The sequence below is a fragment of the Pseudocitrobacter vendiensis genome (assembly GCF_943590815.1).
In the GTDB taxonomy this organism is placed as follows: Bacteria; Pseudomonadota; Gammaproteobacteria; order Enterobacterales; family Enterobacteriaceae; genus Pseudocitrobacter; species Pseudocitrobacter vendiensis.
The window spans coordinates 297,196-316,978 of record NZ_CALSBS010000003.1 but is presented as its reverse complement, the minus strand read 5'-3'; the positions used below and the strand labels follow the sequence as shown (position 1 = coordinate 316,978).

At 56.7% G+C, this 19,783-nt stretch carries 14 protein-coding genes; 3 read left to right on the top strand and 11 right to left on the bottom strand.

The annotated features are described in order from the left end of the window. Window positions 1–67 precede the first annotated feature (67 nt). From hmsP to bcsR, 7 genes are all read right to left on the bottom strand, one after another. Window positions 68–2,071 (bottom strand): biofilm formation regulator HmsP, encoded by a 2,004-nt coding sequence (gene hmsP / locus NMC31_RS06060; protein WP_253897297.1) that lies wholly within the window; start codon window positions 2,069–2,071, stop codon window positions 68–70. Between the two features lie 266 nt (window positions 2,072–2,337). After that, window positions 2,338–5,826: a cellulose synthase complex outer membrane protein BcsC gene (gene bcsC, locus NMC31_RS06055; RefSeq protein WP_253897296.1), complete on the bottom strand. Its 3,489-nt coding sequence runs from the start codon at window positions 5,824–5,826 to the stop codon at window positions 2,338–2,340. After that, on the bottom strand, window positions 5,808–6,914 hold the full coding sequence (gene bcsZ, locus NMC31_RS06050) for a cellulose synthase complex periplasmic endoglucanase BcsZ (protein WP_253897317.1): 1,107 nt from the start codon (window positions 6,912–6,914) through the stop codon (window positions 5,808–5,810). The genes bcsC and bcsZ overlap by 19 nt, the downstream gene beginning before the upstream one ends. Before the next feature lie 6 nt (window positions 6,915–6,920). After that, window positions 6,921–9,233 (bottom strand): cellulose biosynthesis cyclic di-GMP-binding regulatory protein BcsB, encoded by a 2,313-nt coding sequence (gene bcsB, locus NMC31_RS06045; RefSeq protein ID WP_253897295.1) that lies wholly within the window; start codon window positions 9,231–9,233, stop codon window positions 6,921–6,923. Between the two features lie 13 nt (window positions 9,234–9,246). After that, window positions 9,247–11,865, bottom strand: coding sequence for a UDP-forming cellulose synthase catalytic subunit (gene bcsA, locus NMC31_RS06040; protein WP_253897294.1), 2,619 nt, complete (start codon window positions 11,863–11,865; stop codon window positions 9,247–9,249). Then, window positions 11,862–12,614, bottom strand: a complete 753-nt coding sequence (gene bcsQ / locus NMC31_RS06035) for a cellulose biosynthesis protein BcsQ (RefSeq protein WP_253897293.1) — start codon at window positions 12,612–12,614, stop codon at window positions 11,862–11,864. Before bcsQ ends, bcsA begins: the two co-directional genes overlap by 4 nt. A 10-nt stretch (window positions 12,615–12,624) precedes the next feature. Further along, entirely contained in the window at window positions 12,625–12,825 is a 201-nt protein-coding gene (gene bcsR, locus NMC31_RS06030) for a cellulose biosynthesis protein BcsR (RefSeq protein ID WP_015962571.1), read from the bottom strand. Window positions 12,826–12,997: 172 nt separating this feature from the next. Between bcsR and bcsE the strand changes: the two genes are divergently transcribed. The 3 genes from bcsE to bcsG are packed head-to-tail and all read left to right on the top strand — an operon-like array spanning window position 12,998 to window position 16,424. Beyond that, window positions 12,998–14,557 (top strand): cellulose biosynthesis protein BcsE, encoded by a 1,560-nt coding sequence (bcsE, locus tag NMC31_RS06025; protein ID WP_253897292.1) that lies wholly within the window; start codon window positions 12,998–13,000, stop codon window positions 14,555–14,557. Beyond that, window positions 14,554–14,748 (top strand): cellulose biosynthesis protein BcsF, encoded by a 195-nt coding sequence (gene bcsF / locus NMC31_RS06020; protein ID WP_253897291.1) that lies wholly within the window; start codon window positions 14,554–14,556, stop codon window positions 14,746–14,748. Before bcsE ends, bcsF begins: the two co-directional genes overlap by 4 nt. Next, window positions 14,745–16,424 (top strand): cellulose biosynthesis protein BcsG, encoded by a 1,680-nt coding sequence (bcsG, locus tag NMC31_RS06015; RefSeq protein ID WP_253897290.1) that lies wholly within the window; start codon window positions 14,745–14,747, stop codon window positions 16,422–16,424. The genes bcsF and bcsG overlap by 4 nt, the downstream gene beginning before the upstream one ends. A gap of 83 nt (window positions 16,425–16,507) precedes the next feature. Here bcsG and NMC31_RS06010 read toward each other — a convergent pair whose 3' ends face one another. The 4 genes from NMC31_RS06010 to dppC all read right to left on the bottom strand — a co-directional run bounded on the left by NMC31_RS06010 (window position 16,508) and on the right by dppC (window position 19,774). Further along, window positions 16,508–16,615, bottom strand: a complete 108-nt coding sequence (locus tag NMC31_RS06010) for a type I toxin-antitoxin system toxin Ldr family protein (RefSeq protein ID WP_253897289.1) — start codon at window positions 16,613–16,615, stop codon at window positions 16,508–16,510. 258 nt (window positions 16,616–16,873) lie between these two features. Further along, a complete protein-coding gene (dppF, locus tag NMC31_RS06005; protein WP_253897288.1) occupies window positions 16,874–17,881 on the bottom strand; it encodes a dipeptide ABC transporter ATP-binding subunit DppF in 1,008 nt (335 codons plus the stop codon). Further along, the gene (gene dppD / locus NMC31_RS06000) at window positions 17,878–18,861 is read right to left on the bottom strand and encodes a dipeptide ABC transporter ATP-binding protein (protein WP_253897287.1); all 984 of its coding nucleotides are present in this window, start codon (window positions 18,859–18,861) and stop codon (window positions 17,878–17,880) included. The genes dppF and dppD overlap by 4 nt, the downstream gene beginning before the upstream one ends. Window positions 18,862–18,871: 10 nt before the next feature. Next, window positions 18,872–19,774 (bottom strand): dipeptide ABC transporter permease DppC, encoded by a 903-nt coding sequence (dppC, locus tag NMC31_RS05995; protein ID WP_149463622.1) that lies wholly within the window; start codon window positions 19,772–19,774, stop codon window positions 18,872–18,874. Window positions 19,775–19,783 lie beyond the last annotated feature (9 nt).

The following is a 19,783-nucleotide window of genomic DNA, read 5'->3' as shown; positions in this document are numbered from 1 at the left end:
ATATAGCTACATTTGCAACTGAATTGTTAAAAACCTTGAGCTGACTCGCACAACTGCAAAATCATTTTCAATCGGGTTTCACCGCCGACTTCGGCAGGTAGTCCTGCTCAAAACTTTCCGGTGACACCGCACGCGCAAACAGGAAACCCTGTAACACATCGACATTCGCCGCCTTCAGCCAGTCATATTGTGCCTGCGTTTCCACCCCCTCCGCCACCAGCCGCAGATGCAGGCTACGTGCGAGCTGAATAATCGCCGCCACCATGCTGGCATCCTCCGGCAAGGTATCCACGAACAGCTTGTCGATTTTCAGGATGTCCACAGGCAGCGACTTCATATGCTGAAGCTGCTGGAGCCCCGCATAGCCCATACCAAAATCATCCAGCGCGATACGCACCCCGGCATTGCGCAACGGTCGCAGAATCGCTACAGCGGCTTTGGGATCGTCGATACTGCGGCTTTCCGTCACTTCCAGTACCAGCGTGCCAGGTGCGATACGGTAGCGTTCGAGCAGCGCCAGCATATCCGGCACCATATTATAGTGCATCAGTTGCAGGGCAGAGAGATTGACCGACAGCGGCAGCATGATGCCGCGCTTCTGCCACGCGGAAAGCAGGCGACACGCCTCTTCCAGTACCCAATGGCCGACGGTCACCATCAGCCCGCAGGACTCGATGGTGTCGATCAGGTCGTTTGGCAACTCCCATTCGCCGTTCACCTGCTGCTGGCGCAGCAACACTTCCGCGCTGCACACCTTGCCGGTTTCGGTATCGATTTGCGGCTGTAACCAGATGGCAAACTGGTGGTGTTCCAGGGCCGAGAGAATGTCGCTCTCCTGCGTCAGGCGTTTTTGCGCTTTTTCCATCTGTTCCGGGTTAAAAAACTCAATCTGATTTTTACCCTTGCGGCGCGCACTGAAGGCCGCCGAAATCGCGCGACGATAGAGTTGTTCGGCGCTCAACCCGCCTTCGAACATGGCAATACCGACGCTTGCAGTTGGGCGCAGTTGAATCCCCTGCAACGGCAAACGCTCATTCATGACAGTGAGTACTTGCTGACCTAATGTGATGGCGTGCCACGGTTCGGTGACACCTTCTGCCAGAATGGCGAAGTCATAGGCGCTGACCTGCGCCAGTACCATGCGCGGTGAGATCACCTGTTTCAGCTTCTCAACCAGGGTCAGCAACAGCATTTCGCGCTGCTCTTCTTTCAGGACGCCCGCCGTGTCCTGCAGGGTCTCACAGGCCACCATCAACAGCGCGGTGGTTTTCTGCTGGCTCACGGTTCGCTCAAGCAACGCCAGTAAGAAGGCTTTGTTGGGTAATTCGGACACCGGGAAACGCGTTGCGCGGCTGCAAAGCTCATCATACTGGCGCAACGCAAGCTGCTGATGACGGTTGTAGCTGCGCACCATTTTGCCGATTTCATCGTCGTGATGCAGACGCGGCAGGGCGAGTTGATGGCCCACGCGCTCTTCTGGCGAGAGGTCGTTCAGTTCATTGGCAATCGCACGCAGCGGACGCACAATCAGGCGGTTGATGCTCCATGTCAGCGCCACGGTGAGGATCAGCACCAAAAGTAAGTAAGCAGTCACTAACGTAGCAAGGGCGCTCATCACGAATTTGTACATACGGTACGAATCGGACTGAAGCACCAGATAAGCCAGCGGCTGTGGGTTTGCCGGGCGTTCCAGCGAATAGAGCGGTAGCGAAATCTGTACTGGCAGCTCAAAAATACGGGTGATCATCACCGGAACCGGGCGTTCCGGAATAAAGCTCATGCGCAGCGCCTGGAACTGGTTAGGCAACACAACATCGGCCCGGCTCACAATGCCGGAAGGCTGAATGCGGCCAAGAATGGTTTCCGCTTCCGGAATATCGGCCTTGAGAATGGCCGCAGAAAGCGGCTGGCGAACGGAACGGGCGATGCTTTCAAGTTGCGTGGCCGTGTTATAGCGGTTCTGCTGCACAAAGTGAAAAAGCAGAATGAAACAAAAGACAAACACGAACACCATGGTTACGCCTGCAACCATTGCCATTTGTTTGATCGTAAGTGAACGGCTGACGCGCAAAAGAATTCTCCACTAAAAACTTAACGCACTGCCCGTCATGAGGATAACGAGGTCGATGACAAAGTCAAAAGGTGACCAAAAGGAACAGGCCGACAAAACGACGATCCACAACAGAAAGCACAAATGTCTTACTGTGCAGATATCAGATGCGCAACAAAACAGGACAAAGCCCGCGATAACGTAACAAAGTATGACGTTTCGCGGGCCGATTATACGCTAAGAGGATGGAATTCGTGACAGTTGTCGGTTAATTTCAGCGATTAAAATCACCAGTCAGCGTATGGGACTAATGGCTGAGGCGGCATATCCAGATCGCCCTGCCAGCCTGCCGCCGAGTAACGCACATACAACAAGGCATGGCTTGGGGTGTAATCCTTCGCTTCCTGAATATCCACCGCCGCGCCAACGAACCAGTTCGACGTCACCCGACGCTCTACCAGCGCACGCGCGGTGTAACCGAAGCCCTGACTGCTGCCACCGCTGCTGCTATCCTGGCTGGCGTTTTCCCGCCAGTCGGTCGGAATCAGATTCATCAGCGGATAGCTGGCCTGCGATTTGGTGCGTGAATGCGACCACGATACCGAACCGCCCAGCTCCCACGACCAGTTTTCTGTCCGTTGACGCCAGGTCACCGGCACGGCAAACGACACATACTCTTGCGGGCTGTAGTATCCCCCCTGGCCCAAAGTATAGCCGCTCAGATCCTTCTGATAATGCCAAATCATGTTGTTCAGACCGACCGTCACCCGGCGATTATTTTCATTAATCACCTTGTAGTAGTAGCCGGTCATCCAGCGTACACGCCAGTTATCGTCAACGTTCTTGCCGGTTAACTGGTCCGCGCCCAGCGACGCCCAGACGCCGTTGGCCTCGCCTTTGTCATAGCTCAGGCTGAGTACGCCGCCGTCGGCGCGTACCCCGCCCCATTTCTTGCCGGTGTGACCATCTTTGCTGTTATCCTGCTGGCCGCCGAAGGCCAACAGCGAGCTGGAGATTGGGCGACGATGACCTTCCAGGGTGTAACCAATCGGGCCCGCTTTGCTGCTGTAGCTCAGGCCACCGACCACATCCACCACATTGAAGCCCATCGGCGTGGTACCGATGTCGCCACTCCAGGTGTCGTTTTTCCAACCCACCGCTACGCTGACGCCGTTGTCATTCGAACTGGCACCGCCATGACAGGGGTGATCTTTAATGCCGCAGGTACCCCAGTCTGGCGCGTAGCTGCCGTCATTTTTGCGTGAAAAACTCCCGACATTCATGTCCACCCAATCGGAGCGGAAGAACATGCGTCCGTCTGAGAGCGGCGCATCCACCTGGAGCATGGTGGTATGTGCTTTCAGGGCCGAATACCCGCCCGTGCCGCTGGAACCCCAGTAGTCATGCTCCAGCGTGACGTTGAGATCCTGCTGACGATAGAGGTCCGCCGCATCGCTGCGCACGCCGCGCTTGAGCCAGTCATCGCTGGCATCGTTGCGCGTCAGGCGGGTGAAGGTGTCGTTATCCTGCGGTCGCGTCGGCGTAATCCCGGTGGCGACCATCGTATCTTTATAGGTTTCCAGCGCCTGCTGCGGGTTGCCATCCTGCGCCTGGAAACGTGCGGCATCGCGCAGCACCAGCGCGCTGTCCATTGACGGCGGCTGAGATTTCGCCTGCTGCGCCAGCGTATTAAAGGTATTACGCGCTGTTTCGTTATCGCCGAGCCCTGACTGCACCAGCGCAATACGCCGCTGCATGCCCATCGACGGCGCTTCGCCCGTGGTGGAGAGTTGCGCCAGTTGCGCACGCGCGGCAGCCTTATCGCCCTGCGCTAAATACAGCTCCGCCAGCCCCAGTCGCGCATCGTCATTTTGCGGCTCCTGGCTCAGTACCTCGTTGTAGAGCGCAATAGCCTGCGACGCATCGCCGCGCTGCTGCGCCCAGTCGGCGAGGGTCAACGTGATGCGCGTAGACGCGGGTTGTTTGCGCAAAAGCGCAATGGCTTGTTTCTCCTGACCGGCGTCACGCAGCCGGTTTGCCTCCTGCATCGTTTTGGCGAATTGCAGGCGGTCTGAGAGTTCCTGAATGTTGCTGTTCCACTGACTGCGCGGCAGCGTGTCTAAGTGAGAAATGGCGGCAGCATCGCGTTCAGTGCTGGAGAGATACAGACTGTAGGCGTAAACCTGATCCGGATCTTTTGCCTGCTTCTGCGCCAGATTGCGCATCAGCGAATCGGCTTCACCGCGCTTGCCCGCGCTGTCGAGGTCTTTCGCCAGGCGATACGTTATCCACACGCTGTCCGGGTTGAGCGCCAGGCGCTGACGCTGCACCTCGGCGGCCTGCGCCCACTGGCCTTTGTTCTCAAGCGCTTCGGCCTGCTGTTCAAGGCGATCGTTGGTCAGACCGCGCTCAATATCATCAATACTGCGACGTTGTGTCGCAGGTAACGATTGAATGTAAGCGGTCGCTTTCTCGGGAGACTGCACCCGATAGACATTCGCCAGACCACGCACCGCGAGATTATTATCCCGGTCCATGCGCAAAGTCTGTTTGTAATAGCCTTCCGCCGTCGGGTAATCCTTACGTGCGGCAGCGACGTCGCCCAGCCCAAGAATCGCATAGCTGTCGGTATTATCCACCCGCTGCGCCTGCTGGTAATACGCTTGCGCCTGCGTCGGGTTATTGGCCTTCAGCGCCGCGTCGCCCTGCTGAATCAGCAGCCAGTAGCGGTTGGTTTTCAGCAGGCTATCCCACTTGCTGCGGCTGGTGTTTTGCGGGTCGAGGGCAATCGCTTTTTGCAGTTGCGCGACTGCGCGTGCGCGGTCACCTTTCTGTGAATAGGCTTCACCGAGCGTGCCGATGGCGTCGGCATCCTTATTGTTTGTTGCAACAGCGCGTTGCAAATCGGCAATGGCTGACGCGGCATTCCCCGACGCCAGCGCAGCAGCGGCTTCACTCTTCGCGCGAACGGTTGGGTCAGACAGGGTTTTCTGTTGATCCGCCAACAATCCACGGGCGTTATCCGCCTGCTCACCGGTTGTGAAAATTTGCAGGAAACGCTGAAGCGACTGGACGCTCGCCTGGCTCGGCGGCTGATCCTTAATGGCGTTGAACCAGACATCGCCCGCTTCATTGCGCCCGTTGGACGATTTCGCCATCTGTTCCAGTACGGCAAACGCGTCGTCACGACGGTTATCCGCCAGCAGGGTGCGCGCCAGGGTGGATTGCAAGGTGACGTTGCCCGGCATCTGTTTATTGAGCGCCTGTAAACGTGTCACCGCGTCATTGTGCCGCGCCGGGATTTTCAGCGCCGTGGCCCAATACTCCACCGCGTAATCTCCATCCGGCGGCGGGCCGTTAAACGCTTTCTCATAGGCTGCGATGGCTTCGTCTGCGTGACCGGTGGTCGCCAGCAGACGCGCCTGTTGCAGCGCCTGGCGACCTTCCGCTGAATTCAACAAAAGCTCTGTACGCGAAGCGTTGTATTCCGTTGAATTGGGCGCGAGGCTTTTTAGTCGTTCAAGCTGTTTTTGCGCCCCGGCGGTATCGCCCTGACGCAGCATGTAACGCAACCGCGCAGCAAGCACCTGCGGATTATTCGGGTCGATCAGCTCCAGGCGATACAACGACTGCTGCACGATATCTTCGCGCTTGCTGGATTCCCCCAACCGCACCTGATTAAGCAATTGTTCCTGCGCTGAGGGCGCGGCGTAACTCGCCGGAGCCAGCGTAATACCTAAAGAGAGAGTGAGTAAACTTAGTGTGAACTTGCGCATTCCTGGCCCCAGTCAGGTAGTAATTCACCGCGGGCGCTGAAGCGAAAACGGTGTTGGTCCCAGCCCTGGCCAAAGAGGGTCAGGACATAGCTGTAATAGGCGTCTGCGCCAGGGAAATTGTCGGCCACGCGCTGACGCTGAACGGCTTGCGCGTCACGATCCTGCAGGAACGGCAGCAGCGAGGCGGAGAAGCCCACCGGGCCATTGCCGGTCACTTTGCCAGTCAGTGTGTCGACTTTTTCCGGCGGAACGCCTTCGCGAGCGGTCTGCGCCGCCATCGCTTTAAATCGGGTTAACAGACGGGCTTTTTGCGGGTCGCTGTTATGCATCATGCCCACCCATAAATAGACGCGGATGGCGTCATAGCTGCCCACCAGCGGCGTTTTACTCTGCTTCTGCCAGCCCTTGCCTTTCTCGTAATTCACCCAGTCCGGCGAATAGCCTTTCGGGGCTGTTTCCATCAGCAGGCGCTGATTGGTTTCGCGCAACGTCGTCCACGGCGCGCCAAAGCGGGTGAAGTAACTCGCCAGTTGCGGCGGCAGGTAGCTTGGGTTAAAGCGCCAGCTGCTGGTCTCGGCAAAACCAATTTTGCCCGGCAGCAGCATTGAGCCTAACCCCGGTACGTTCACCACCTCTTCACGGGCAATGCGCGAGAGCAGCGCTTTCCCGGTTTCGGTATAGTTCGCGTTCTTCCACAGACGACCGGCTTCCAGCAGCGACCAGGCGATCCAGACATCAGAATCGGATGCGGAGTTGGTATCCAGCACCGTCCATGCGTTGTCGTCTTTCTTGCCCCACAGCCAGGCGGGCAGCGTGCTTTTCAGGTCACCCTGCGCCAGGTTGTTCTGCGTCCAGTCGAACAATTTGCCGAACGTTTCGCGATCGTTGGCCGCCAGCGCGAAGAACAGCGCATAGCTCTGCCCTTCGGAGGTAGTAATTTTGCGCGCATCGCTCGGGTCGATAACGCGCCCTTCGGCACTGATATAGTCTTTTTTGAACTGATCCCAGGCAGGCCAGTTACAGGCCGCCTGGGCCTGTATCATCGTGCCCAGCGCTAACAGCAAAACTATCCAGCGTACGCTTTTCATCACGGCTTACTCGTCTTCAGGGTCCAGTCGACGGCGGCTGATAATGCGCAGCAGTCGCCACAGCACCCACGCCAGCAATACGATGCTGATAGCGGCAAACAGCGCCAGCAGAATCGGATGGTTAGAGAGGGCAAACCACAGACGCTCGAACCATGGCAGGTGACCGACGTAGTACACATCGCCCACGCGCAGGCTGTTCACGCCCGATTCGCGAATAACAGAAACAGAACCAAACATGGCTGCGCGCTTGCCGCTGTCGTTCAGCGCACCGTTCAGCAGTTCATAACCGCGCGGGCTATCTGCCAGCAGCGCAACCACGCTGCGTTGATCGTTATACGGCGACTGGAAGCCGACTATCGCCGCCATCGGGCCGGATGAGGTGACGTCCGTCTGCACGTTCGGTTTACGTTCGTTTTCATCGAGATAGATGCTCGGCAGCTCATGATGACGCAGCGGCGTTTTCACCCAGCTCTTCGTGGCTTCAACCAGCAGGTCAATCTGCTTGTCGTTTTTCAGTTTTTGCGGAATGGAGCCAATCAGCAGCAAGTCGGTATCTTTGCCCTGAATGTCGCTACTTTCGTCGGCCAGGGTCACGTTCATCGCCGGGAAACCGGTTTGTGCGCCCATCTCGCCGACGGTATTCAGCAACGTGGTCACCTGTTCAACGGTCGGCGTTTTCGGCATCACCACGGTGGTATCAGAAAGATCGGCCATGCGGCTGAACGGGAAGCCCGCGTTGGCAAACGCGCGCAGGTCCGGCATCGCCAGGAAGTGATAATAGTTAGAGAAGTCGATCGTCGAGTCGTCGCCAATCACCACATGGTTCTGCACAGGCTGGAAGGTAATACAGTTGTCGATCGAGCCGCCCGGCATCGGGTTCATATACTGGAAGTCGAAACGTAACTGGTTCATTGCACCCAGACGCAGGGCCGGAATAGTCACTTCGTTTTTACCGTCAACCAATCCCTGCAATACCGGCAGACGCAGCAGCAGGCTGCTCACTTCCTGGGTGCTGTTAAGATTAAACGACTGTAAGAACTGATCGTTCAGGCTGATATCCATTCGCGAACTGTCTTTCACCGCAGGCATGGTAAAGCGATATTTGAGATCCATATCGATACCGTTGCTGCGCAGCAGGTAGAGATCCGGCGGCAGGTTCAGCGCCACGTTAATGGACGCCGGTTCCAGCCCGGTAGATTGCAGCTGTTGCTCGTAAGTTTTCAGCTCACCAAAAGTGACCGCGCGGTCAGTACGCACCCAGTTCGGCGCATCGTATGGCACACGCGCCAGCAGCGGTTTTACATCGTCCACCACCACGCTGTCGCCACGGAACAAGATATTGCCCTGAGCAATGCCCTTCGCCGCCATCAACAGATCTTTATCGTCACGGCCCATGATCACCAGCAGCTTGACGTAAGGATTGTCCGGGTGATTGATCATTTCGATAGTCGGGGCTTTTACCGCCGGATGATCGCGCAGGAAGTCAGGACGCTTGTCGTTGGTGGCAAAAACAATGGCATTTTTATCCGGTAGCGTGTTGTAGCTGACCGGGAAGGTCTGCCCACGCCAGCCTGCACGCGAACCAAACCACGAGGCGACAATGCCCGCCGCCTGCTGCTGTTGCAGATCCGGCGTCGCCGCAAACACGATAGGCAAAGTGAGCGGACGATTGTCGCGGGCATCGAAGAACGGCACCGGGAAGTGCGACAGATCGTTACGCACATTCAGCGCCTGATAGGTCAAATCCAGCGAACTGTTGCGGCCTACATCCAGCCAGACGGTGCTGTTAGCCGGGTTTTCACAGACGTCGCGATAGTGGCCGACAAACTCCAGGCGCACGCGGTTAAAATCGGTGATATAGAGCGGGTCGATAGGGATCTGCGCGCTGACCTTTTTCCCCAGTTGCTCTTTGGTGACCGGCAGCACATCCATCAGCTCTTCGTTCAGGTACACCTTCAGTTGCGACAGCACCGGCTGAAGCGACGGCGAAGGCGTATAGGTGAGATTCAGCAAGGCCTTCGACACAACTTCATCACTGCGCATACCGAATTCAATGGAGCCATTGGGATTCGCTCCGCGCAGCACCATGCTGCCCGGCGGCGGCGCAATTTGCGCGAAGGTAAGTTTGACATCACGCGATGGCACGCTTTCCACCACCACCGGCGAGGCATCGGACGGCGCAGCAGCAGGCGTCGTCGCGCTCTCCTGAGCAGGCGGCATAACCGGCGTTGCGGTCGTCGGTTCAGACCAGGTTGTCGCAGGCAGCAAGCTGCCCATTCCCATCGCCACTGCACAAATCCAGGAGAGTTTTCTTTTCATCGTGTAATCATCATTATTGTTGAGCCATAACCGGCTGTGAGTGCGGCTGCACAGCTTCACGCTCAGGACGACGCGGGACAAAAGAAGCCACCCAGGCCACCAGCGAAGTGAGCGTACGGAAAATTACTTTTGCAAACGGTGGAGCAAATTCCGCCAGATGGCGGTAGCCCCGGAAACCGAGCTTGAGAATATCCAGCAGACTTTCCAGAGGTTTATCTTCCGGATAGCTGTCCTGCCAGAGCGCCCAGGTATCGGCGCGCGCGAAAGTACATTGAACAAAATCGATATGCTGACGGGTGGTCATCGGTAGCAGCTTCAGACCGACTTCGTTGCCAATCACGCGCACCACCTGCGTCGGGAAGACGTACTCCTGCTGACCACGCTTAAGCAGCAGATTCACTTTCTGCTCTTCCAGCACCTGCGCGTCACCGTTAATTTTGATCCCCACCCCGCCGTCGGAAAAATCATGCACCGTGCAGGAGAAGAGATGTCCGTCCTCGCGGGCAATCGCGCCAGGCATTTTGATCTCTACGCGATGCGAGCGGCGAACCTGTTTACTTTCAACCGACACGGCGACGGCGCCACCGAGGATAATCAGGTTGTAGAAGACCCACACCAGGCTCACCCATACGGTGAGAATTTCATCTTCCGGGCCATACATATAGCGCCAGATACCGAACGCCACACCCACCAGATTGAGCAAAACAAGGTAGATGTAAGGCCGGGAAATCACCCAGTCGACATACTCCTCTTTTACCAGCCCACCTTTTGCAGTGACGTTGAATTTGCCTTTGTGCGGGTTAATCAACGCAACCAGCGTCGGCGGCGCGATATACCACGCCAGTACCGTTTCGTAGATTTCGCTCCAGAAGGAGTGGCGGTATTTGCCCTGAATCTTCGAGTTGGTCAGGCTGGCGTGGATCATGTGCGGCAGCACAAACAGCGCAATCATCAGCGCCGGCGCGTAAATGATGTAGGCGTGCAGCAACAGGAAAGCGAGCGGCGCGGTCAGGAAGATAAGCCGCGGCACGCCGGACAAGAAGTGGAACATGGCGTTGACGTAACAGAGGCGTTGCGCAAACTTTAACCCTTTTCCAAACAAGGGGTTATCCAGACGGAAGATTTGCACCATTCCGCGTGCCCAGCGAATACGTTGACCAATATGCGCAGATAAACTCTCGGTCGCCAGCCCCGCCGCCTGCGGAAGGCGCATATACGCAGACGTGTAGCCGCGACGATGCAAACGCAGCGAGGTGTGCGCATCTTCCGTCACCGTTTCAACGGCAATGCCGCCAATTTCATCCAGCGGTTTACGGCGGATGACGGCGCAGGAACCGCAGAAGAAGGTCGCATCCCACATGTCGTTACCGTCCTGCACCAGGCCGTAGAACAGCGTGCCTTCGTTCGGCGTTTTACGGAAGCGGCCCAGGTTGCGTTCAAACGGATCGGGCGAGAAGAAGTGGTGTGGCGTCTGCATCATCGCCAGCTTTTTATCCTTCAGGAACCAGCCCATGGTCATTTGCAGGAAGGAGCGGGTAGGCACGTGGTCGCAGTCGAAAATCGACACGAATTCGCCTTTCGCCAGTTTCAGCGCATTGTTGATATTCCCGGCTTTCGCATGCTCATGGGTGCTACGCGCGACGTACTCGACGCCGACATCTTTCGCAAACTGACGAAACTCAGGACGGTTGCCGTCATCCAGTATCCAGATTGACACTTTATCCTTCGGCCAGTCGATACCCAGCGACGCGTAGACCGTGTTCTTCACCACATTGAGGTCTTCGTTGTAGGTTGGCACAAAAATGTCGACCGTCGGCCACTGATTCATGTCTTTTGGCAACGGAACGGGCTGGCGGTTGAGCGGCCAGACGACCTGGAAATACCCCAGCACCAGCACAATCCACGCGTAGGTTTCAGCGAACAGCAGAATGAGTCCGCACACCAGGCTAACCGGGTCATTCCAGTTAAGGGTGGAGGTATAACGCCACCAGATATAGCGGCAGGAAACGGTAAGCGACAGTACAATCAGCATCAGCGCCGAGAAGCGCCCAGGAATGCGTCTGACCAGCAGCGCCACGCCCCACAGCAGCATCAGGAAGATGAACTGAGACAATGGGTTAAAGGGCTGCGTAACACAAATCAGCGCCAGCGCGAGCGACAGCGTCACCACCACGCCCAGCACAATACGGCGGATTTTCGGGTTGATGTGCGCCAGCTCTTTGTGGCTATCCAGGTGCCCGGTTCGCGCGTTGACCTTCGCCGGAATCGCCTCCACCCACTGATGATAGCGCCCCATCACGCCCTGCACCGCCGCAAGGGATCGCCAGCCAGGACGTTTAGCCGGTTCAGGCCGCTTCGTCGCCAGCAGCCACACGCTTTGCAGCAGATAGCGTAGCGGGTCGAGCGGACGCGGACGCTGGGCGTCAATATGGGGATAAAGCTCATCCTGGCGGGCGATCAGCCGCTGCCAGTTCGCCTGTTCAAGCGGAATAAACGCCCACACCAGCGCCACCCAAAAGCAGCCCAGCGATGCGCTAAAACGAGATGCGCCCGCGCGCCGATAGCCCTGATAGCGCGCATGCAGGCGCGTATAGGCTTCCGGCGCAAACAGCCAGGCGCTCAGGCTTATCATGATGCGGACTCCTCAGGAGCGCGGACACCGGCGTAATGCAGCAGACACCAGCTCGCCAGCGTCAGGATCTCTTCCGCCGCCAGCGAGTCGTGACGATATTCGCCCAGCGGTTGTTTCGCTGCCATACTCTCGGCCATCGCTTCGTCACGATGCACGGCAATCGGCAGCAGGCGGCGCTGGGTTTGCAGCCATACCTGATAAAGATCTTCCTGGAGCTGACTGCCGACGCGCAGGTCGTTAATCAGGATATGGGCATTCACCGGCAGCGCCTGCTGGTGCAGGCGCACGTGGCAGTTGGTGTCCGGCTGGACAATCATCAGCGTATGATGGCAGGCCGCCATCAGGGATTGCGTCCACGGATAAAAACCGTGCGGCAGGTCGAGGAGGATCCAGCGATACTCTCCCTGACGCTGGAGCGCGTCAACAATGGCGGTAATTTCCGCAAGTTTATCCGCCAGCGACAGGACATTCTCACGCTCGCCCGGCGTCAGCGCGCCAAACGGTAAAACGTCAATCAGCGAGGTATAACGCATCCCGGCATCGCGCCAGTCGGCTCCGTCAAGCACCGCACGCGCCCAGCCGCCTTTGTGGGCGATGTCGTCATTAAATGACAGGCGCAGCAAATTATCGGGGCAAGCATCAATCACCAGCACCGATTCGCCAAGTAGTTGTAATGACCAGGCTAGCGCTGCCGTAACGGAAGTGGTTCCCACTCCGCCACGCAAGCCCTGTAATCCCAGAATGGCCATTATGGCTTCCTTATTTTTGTTCGACTTTTTGTTCTGCAAACTCAGCCAGCAAAGGCCAACGCTTAAAGGCTGCGGCAAGTTGTTCGCGCTGAGAAATATCGGTGTAGTCTATGTCCGGCAAAGAAAATGCCCGGCTCAATGCCAGGAAGTCATTCTGAAATGTATAACCGAGCGTCGAATCTGACGATGTCATGGGTTCATTATCAGGCATTTTTGTCGATCCCTATGGAATAAACCAGGAACTACGCTACGGTGCTATGCAAGCTTTTCCTGAAATTCGTTTACATGCTAAATCTGATGTTATTTAATTTCAATCTTAGGTTTATTCTACTGCTTTCGCTAGTAAACTGATATGCAGGCTAATCCGCAAAAAGAAGGACACGATGAACCCCATATTTTCTATTGGTATTCAGTCATTATGGGACGAAGTCAGTCACATGCCGACCGGTGGCATATGGTGGGTTAATACCGATCGCCATGAAGACGCTGTCAGCCTGCTCAACCAAACCCTTTCCGCGCAACCAAAAGAGGCGCGGGTCGCGGTGGTCTGCATGGGTTCAGATCCAAAGAAAATCATAAAGTTAGACGAAGACTGTGGGCCTCAAAAAATAGATCTTTTTTCCATGCAGGAAAATGAAAGCAGTCTATACTTTATGCGCCGCGATTTACTCTGTTGTCTCGATCCTACAAATTATCTGGTTGTGGTTTTATGCAGCAATAATGCATGGAAAAATATTCCTCCAGAAAAATTTCACGATTGGCTCAGTAAATCCAATAAGTGGGTAAAATACCATCGTTGCACCCTATTGATTCTCAGCCCCGGAAACAATTCGGATGCCCAAACCTCGCGTTTGTTAAGTGAGTACGGTTCGCTTGCCGGTCTGGCAAGTTTACGTTACCAGGGCGATGGAATGCTTTTTGACATTGCCTTTTGGGCAAATGAAAAAGGCGTAAGCGCCCGCCAGCAACTTCTCATCAGGAAAAACGATAACGGTCTGGAATTAGTTCCTGAAGAGCTGGCAAATGTTCAGCCGCGTACTGATGAAAAAGCGGTATTAAGCAATATTGCTTTTCTGGAAGGGGCTCCGCCGCTTTCTGAGCACTGGTCCGTATTCGACACCAACGATGCCGTCTTTAATGCCGCGCGCAGCGCGCAGGCCGCGACGGTGATTTTCGTGATGGGCCAGAACAGCCAGATTGAACAGCTCGCGCGTTATATTCACACCTTACGACGCCAGCGCGGTACAGCGTTGAAAATCGTGGTGCGCGAAAGCGTGCCCAGCCTGCGCGCCACCGACGAGCGCCTGCTGTTAAGCTGCGGGGCGAACCTTGTGATCTCTCACAGTTCGGCGCTTTCGCGCTGCCTGACCTTAATTGAAAGCGTGCAAAATCAGCAATTCAGCCGCCGCGTACCGGAAGATTTGACTACGCTGTTCAGTAATACCGAACCCCTGAAGCTTAAAGGTTACCAGAAGTGGGATGTATTCTGCGATGCGGTACAAAAAATCGTCAGCAATCCGTTGCTGCCTGCCGATGGCAAAGGTGTGCTGGTCGCGCTGCGTCCGGCGCCGGGATTGCGCGTTGAACAAGCGCTGACCCTGTGCCGTCCGCACCGTATGGGCGATATTGCTACCATTGCAGATAAGCGCCTGATGATCTTTTTATCGTTTTGTCGGGTCAACGATCTCGATATCGCCCTGAACCATATTTTCCCGCTGCCGACGGGCGACATTTTCTCTAACCGGGTGATTTGGTTTGAAGATAAACAAATCGCGGCAGAACTGGTGAATATGCAGGACGTGAAACCGGAGCGCTGGACGAAGCCGCTGCCGGTGACCATCCAGCCGGGCAAAATTATCAACGCCACGCACGATGGCCGTCACTGGCGTCGGTATCCGGAACCGCATCGTTTATCCGCTGACACGGGAGAACAGTCATCATGATGTCGATAAGCGATATTATTCAGTTAGTCGTCTTGTGCGCGCTGCTTTTCTTCCCGCTGGGATATTTGACGCGCCACTATCAGCGCCGCATCGAAAACGCCTTCCGGCTGATGTTCTTTAAACCGCGTTATGTCAAACCGGCTGGTATCGTCCGCCGGGGTTCCAGTTCCAGAGCGAAAACAGAAAAATGACCCAATCAACCCAAACCGCCACGGCCTCATCGCCGCTCTGGCAATACTGGCGCGGCTTGTCCGGCTGGAACTTCTATTTCCTGGTAAAATTCGGCCTGCTGTGGGCCGGTTACCTCAATTTCCACGCCATGCAGAACCTGGTGTTTATGGCGTTTCTGCTGTTTCCGCTGCCCAATCGCCGCCTGCATAAATGGCGTAACTGGATTGCCATCCCGATAGGCTTTGCCCTCTTCTGGCATGATACCTGGCTGCCGGGTCCGGAAAGCATCATGAGCCAGGGCTCGCAAATTGCTGGCTTCAGTGCGGACTACATGTGGGATCTGGTCACTCGCTTTATTAACTGGCAGATGGTCGGCGCCTTCTTTGTGCTGCTGGTCGCCTGGCTGTTCTTAACCCAGTGGATTCGCGTAACGGTATTTGTGGTTGCGGCGATGGTCTGGCTGAACCTGATTACCCTGGTTGGCCCCTCTTTTAGCCTGTTCCCGGGCGGCCAGCCGACCAATACTGTCACCACCACTGGCGGCACGGCTGCCGCGACGGTCGCTACGGCGGGCAATACGCCGGTCGTCGGAGATATCCCTGCGCAAACTGCGCCGCCGACCTCGGCCAATCTCAACGCCTGGCTAAGCAGCTTCTATCAATCTGAAGAGAAACGCTCGACCAAATTCCCGGACGCCTTGCCTGCCGATGCCCAGCCGTTTGAACTGCTGGTGATCAACATCTGCTCGCTCTCGAACGCCGATATTGAAGCGGCTGGCCTGATGCAGCACCCGCTGTGGTCGCACTTTGATATTCGCTTTACCAACTTCAACTCAGCAACCTCCTACAGCGGACCGGCGGCGATTCGCCTGCTGCGCGCCAGCTGCGGTCAACCGTCGCATACCAATCTATATCAACCCGCCGGGAATCAGTGCTACCTGTTCGACAACCTGAGCAAACTGGGCTTCGCGCAGCAACTGATGCTGGATCACAACGGCGTCTTTGGTGGCTTCCTGAAAGAAATACGTGATAACGGAGGCGTGCAAAGCCCGCTGATGGATCAAAGCAAACTGCCGGTTAACCTGCTCTCCTTCGACGGCTCGCCGGTGTATGACGATCTTGCCGTCCTGAAACGCTGGCAGGAGTCGGAAGGCCAGGGGGCGGAAAAACGCACCGCAACCTTCTTCAACATTCTGCCGCTGCACGACGGTAACCACTATCAGGGCCAGAGCAAAACCGCCGATTACAAAGCGCGTGCGCAGAAGCTGTTTGATGAGCTGGATACCTTCTTTACCGAGCTGGAAAAATCAGGGCGTAAAGTGATGGTCGTCGTGGTGCCGGAACACGGCGCAGCGCTGCAGGGCGATAAAATGCAGGTTTCTGGCCTGCGCGATATCCCGAGCCCGTCCATTACGCATGTTCCTGCCGCAGTGAAATTCTTTGGCATGAAAGCGCCGCATCAGGGCGCGCCGATCGTCATCGATCAGCCGAGCAGCTACCTTGCGGTCTCCGAACTGGTTGCCCGCGCCGTTGACGGTAAGATGTTCAATGAAGACAGCGTGGACTGGCAGGCTTATACCAACAACCTGCCGCAAACGGCTCCGGTCTCCGAGAACTCCAACGCCGTTGTGATGCAATACCAGGGTAAACCTTACGTTCGCCTGAACGGCGGTGACTGGGTGCCGTACCCGCAATAAGCAAAAAAGGCCGCAGGATGTTACCCCTGCGGCCTGTTTCGGGCGCACGTTGCCATCTCGACAGCCTGACGCCCGCCTGCGGATTATCTCCGGTTACGCCACCTGCTCACGATTGCGGTGGTAATAACCCCCACCAGAATCGGCGCTGCCAGATCGTGCCAGAAGATCACACAGAGTTGTGCGAACGTCATATAGCCGCCTTGCTTGAAATGACAACGGTTCGCGGCTATTCTTGAATTGTCTAGAGTCAAGATAAGCCCCCGTTATGTTGTCAGGTTAAACCTCTCAACGTGCGGGGGTTTTCTCTTTCCAGCAACCAATGCCGCCGGGGATCAAGCCCCCGCAACATTGCGCCTGACCGGGCGAACCCGGCCTGGCGTCGATACTACGCTTTTTTATTTATTCTCTTCACCTGGCAATCTCGCAAGATGCGCGCTGCCTTCCAGACCTTATAACGCCTTTTCAGGGTTTTCATCCTGCTCTACGGCAAAGCACGCAACCAGTTGACCGTTATACTCTTTCAGCTGCGGCGCGAGTTGGGTACAGGGCCCAAACCGACGACGGCAGCGGGCATTGAAAGCGCAACCCGGCGGTGGATTCAGCGGGCTTGGCAGTTCACCGGTGAGCTTAATGCGCTCGCGACGATCGTCCGGATTCAGACGCGGTGTCGCTGAAAGCAGTGCCTGGGTGTACGGATGACGCGGATTATTGAAGATTTGGTCTTTCGTCCCCTTCTCCACACAGCGGCCGAGGTACATCACCATCACTTCATCGGCAATGTGCTCGACCACCGACAGGTCGTGGGAGATGAAGACATAAGACAGCCCCAGCTCCTGCTGCAAATCCATCATCAGGTTGAGCACCTGCGCGCGCACCGAAACGTCCAGCGCGGAAACCGGTTCGTCGGCAATCACCACGTCCGGGTCGAGCATCAACCCACGCGCGATGGCGATACGCTGACGCTGGCCGCCGGAGAACATATGCGGATAGCGGTCGTAGTGTTCCGTTTTCAGGCCCACTTTCGCCATCATCGCCAGCGCTTTTTCACGACGTTCGGCTTTGCTGAGTGAGGTGTTAATCAGCAGCGGTTCTTCCAGGATCTGCCCCACTTTTTTTCGCGGGTTCAGCGAGCCGTAGGGGTTCTGGAAGACAATCTGGATTTTCTGCCGACGTAATTTCTGCGCATGCGGATCGTGTTTGAGCAGGTCCTGCCCCTGATAAGAAAGCGCCCCCCCGGTAGGCGTTTCAATCATCGTCAGCAGACGCCCCAGCGTCGATTTCCCGCAGCCGGATTCCCCCACTACTGCCAGCGTTTTACCGCGCTCGAGCGTAAACGACACGCCGTCCAGCGCTTTTACCAGACGCTCGGGGGCAAACAGCCCTTTTTTCACCGGGTAGTATTTTTTCAGTTCGGTTGCCTGCAACAGCGGTTGCAGAGCGGCCTCTTGCGTACTCATTTTGTAGGCCTCCCGGCGTCATCGAGTGGGTAGTGACATTTGGACTGACGCGCGCCATCTAGCAGGTTCAGATCCGGTTCTTCAGTGCGGCATCTATCCGTCGCATACGGGCAACGCGGGTTAAGCAGACATCCGTTCGGACGGTCATATTTGCCCGGAACCACGCCCGGCAGCGACGCCAGGCGGGCTTTGTCCTGAGCAAACTCCGGCAACGCACGCAGCAGCGCCTGGGTGTATGGGTGGCGCGGCGCGCGGAAAATATCATGTGCCGCCCCGGTTTCCACGACCTGGCCGGCATACATCACGATAATTTTATGCGCGGCTTCCGCAACCAGTGCCAGATCGTGGGTAATCAGGATCAGTGCCATGTTCTCTTTCTGCTGAAGCTCCAGCAGCAGTTCAATAATCTGCGCCTGAATGGTCACGTCGAGCGCCGTTGTCGGTTCATCGGCAATCAGCAGTTTTGGCCGACAGGCTATCGCCATGGCGATCATCACGCGCTGGCTCATCCCACCGGAAAGCTGGTGCGGATATACGTCTAAACGCGAGGCCGGGTCAGGAATGCCGACCTGATTCAGCAGGTCAATTGCCCGCTGACGACGTGTTTTCTTGTTACCGCCCTGATGCACCTTAATCGCTTCCATTATCTGGAAACCGACGGTGTAGCACGGGTTGAGGCTGGTCATCGGATCCTGGAAGATCATCGCGACTTCCGCCCCGACCAGATTGCGGCGTTCTTTCTCCGAGATACGCTTGAGATCCTGCCCATTAAAGGCAAGGCTCTCTGCCATCACCCGGCCCGGATAGTCAATCAGCCCCATAATCGCCAGTGAGCTGACGGATTTACCGGAACCTGACTCGCCCACAATCCCGACCACTTCGCCCTGATCAACGCTGTAACTGACGCGGTCAACGGCGCGGAACGGTGTACCTTCGTCACCGAAGTGCACCGATAATTTATCTACATTTAATAACGCCATCTCGAACCTCTTACTGCTTCAGTTTGGGATCGAGCGCGTCACGCAGACCGTCACCCATCAGGTTAAATGCCAGCACCGTCAGCAGGATCGCCAGACCGGGGAAGGTCACGACCCACCAGGCGCTTTGCGCGAACTGCAACACGTCGGAGAGCATCGTGCCCCACTCCGGTGTTGGCGGTTGCGCACCCATGCCGAGGAAGCCAAGGGCGGCCATATCGAGAATGGCGTTAGAGAAACCGAGCGACGCCTGAACAATCAGCGGTGCAAGGCAGTTCGGGAAGATATTGACGAACATCTGGCGCATCGCCCCCGCCCCCGCCACGCGAGACGCGGTGACGTAGTCGCGGTTCACTTCCACCAGTACGGCAGCACGCGTCAGGCGCACGTAGTGCGGCAGCGCAACGAAGGTCAGCGCCAGCGCGGCGTTACCAATCGATGGGCCGAAAATGGCTACCAGCACCAGTGCCAGCAGCAGGCTCGGCAGCGCCAGCATGATATCGACCACGCGCATAATGACGTTATCAACCAGGCCGCCAAAGTAGCCCGCCACCAGCCCAAGAACAATCCCCAGCACCAGCGACAGCACCACTACCAGACACCCCACCAGCAGAGATAAACGCGCGCCATACATTAAGCGCGTCATCACATCGCGGCCGACGTCATCCGTTCCCAGCAAATGCGCCCAGCTTCCGCCTTCCTGCCAGACCGGCGGCACGAGCAGGGAATCACGGAACTGATCTGCCGGGTTATACGGCGCAATCCAGTTGGCAAAAATAGCGATAAACAGCACAACAACCACATAAACCAGGCCAACCACGGCGCCTTTGTTACGTTTAAAGTAGTGCCAGAACTCCTGCAACGGCGTCATCGGCACCGGTGCGGACACCGTTTTATTTTCAGTAACTTGTGACATGATGGCCCC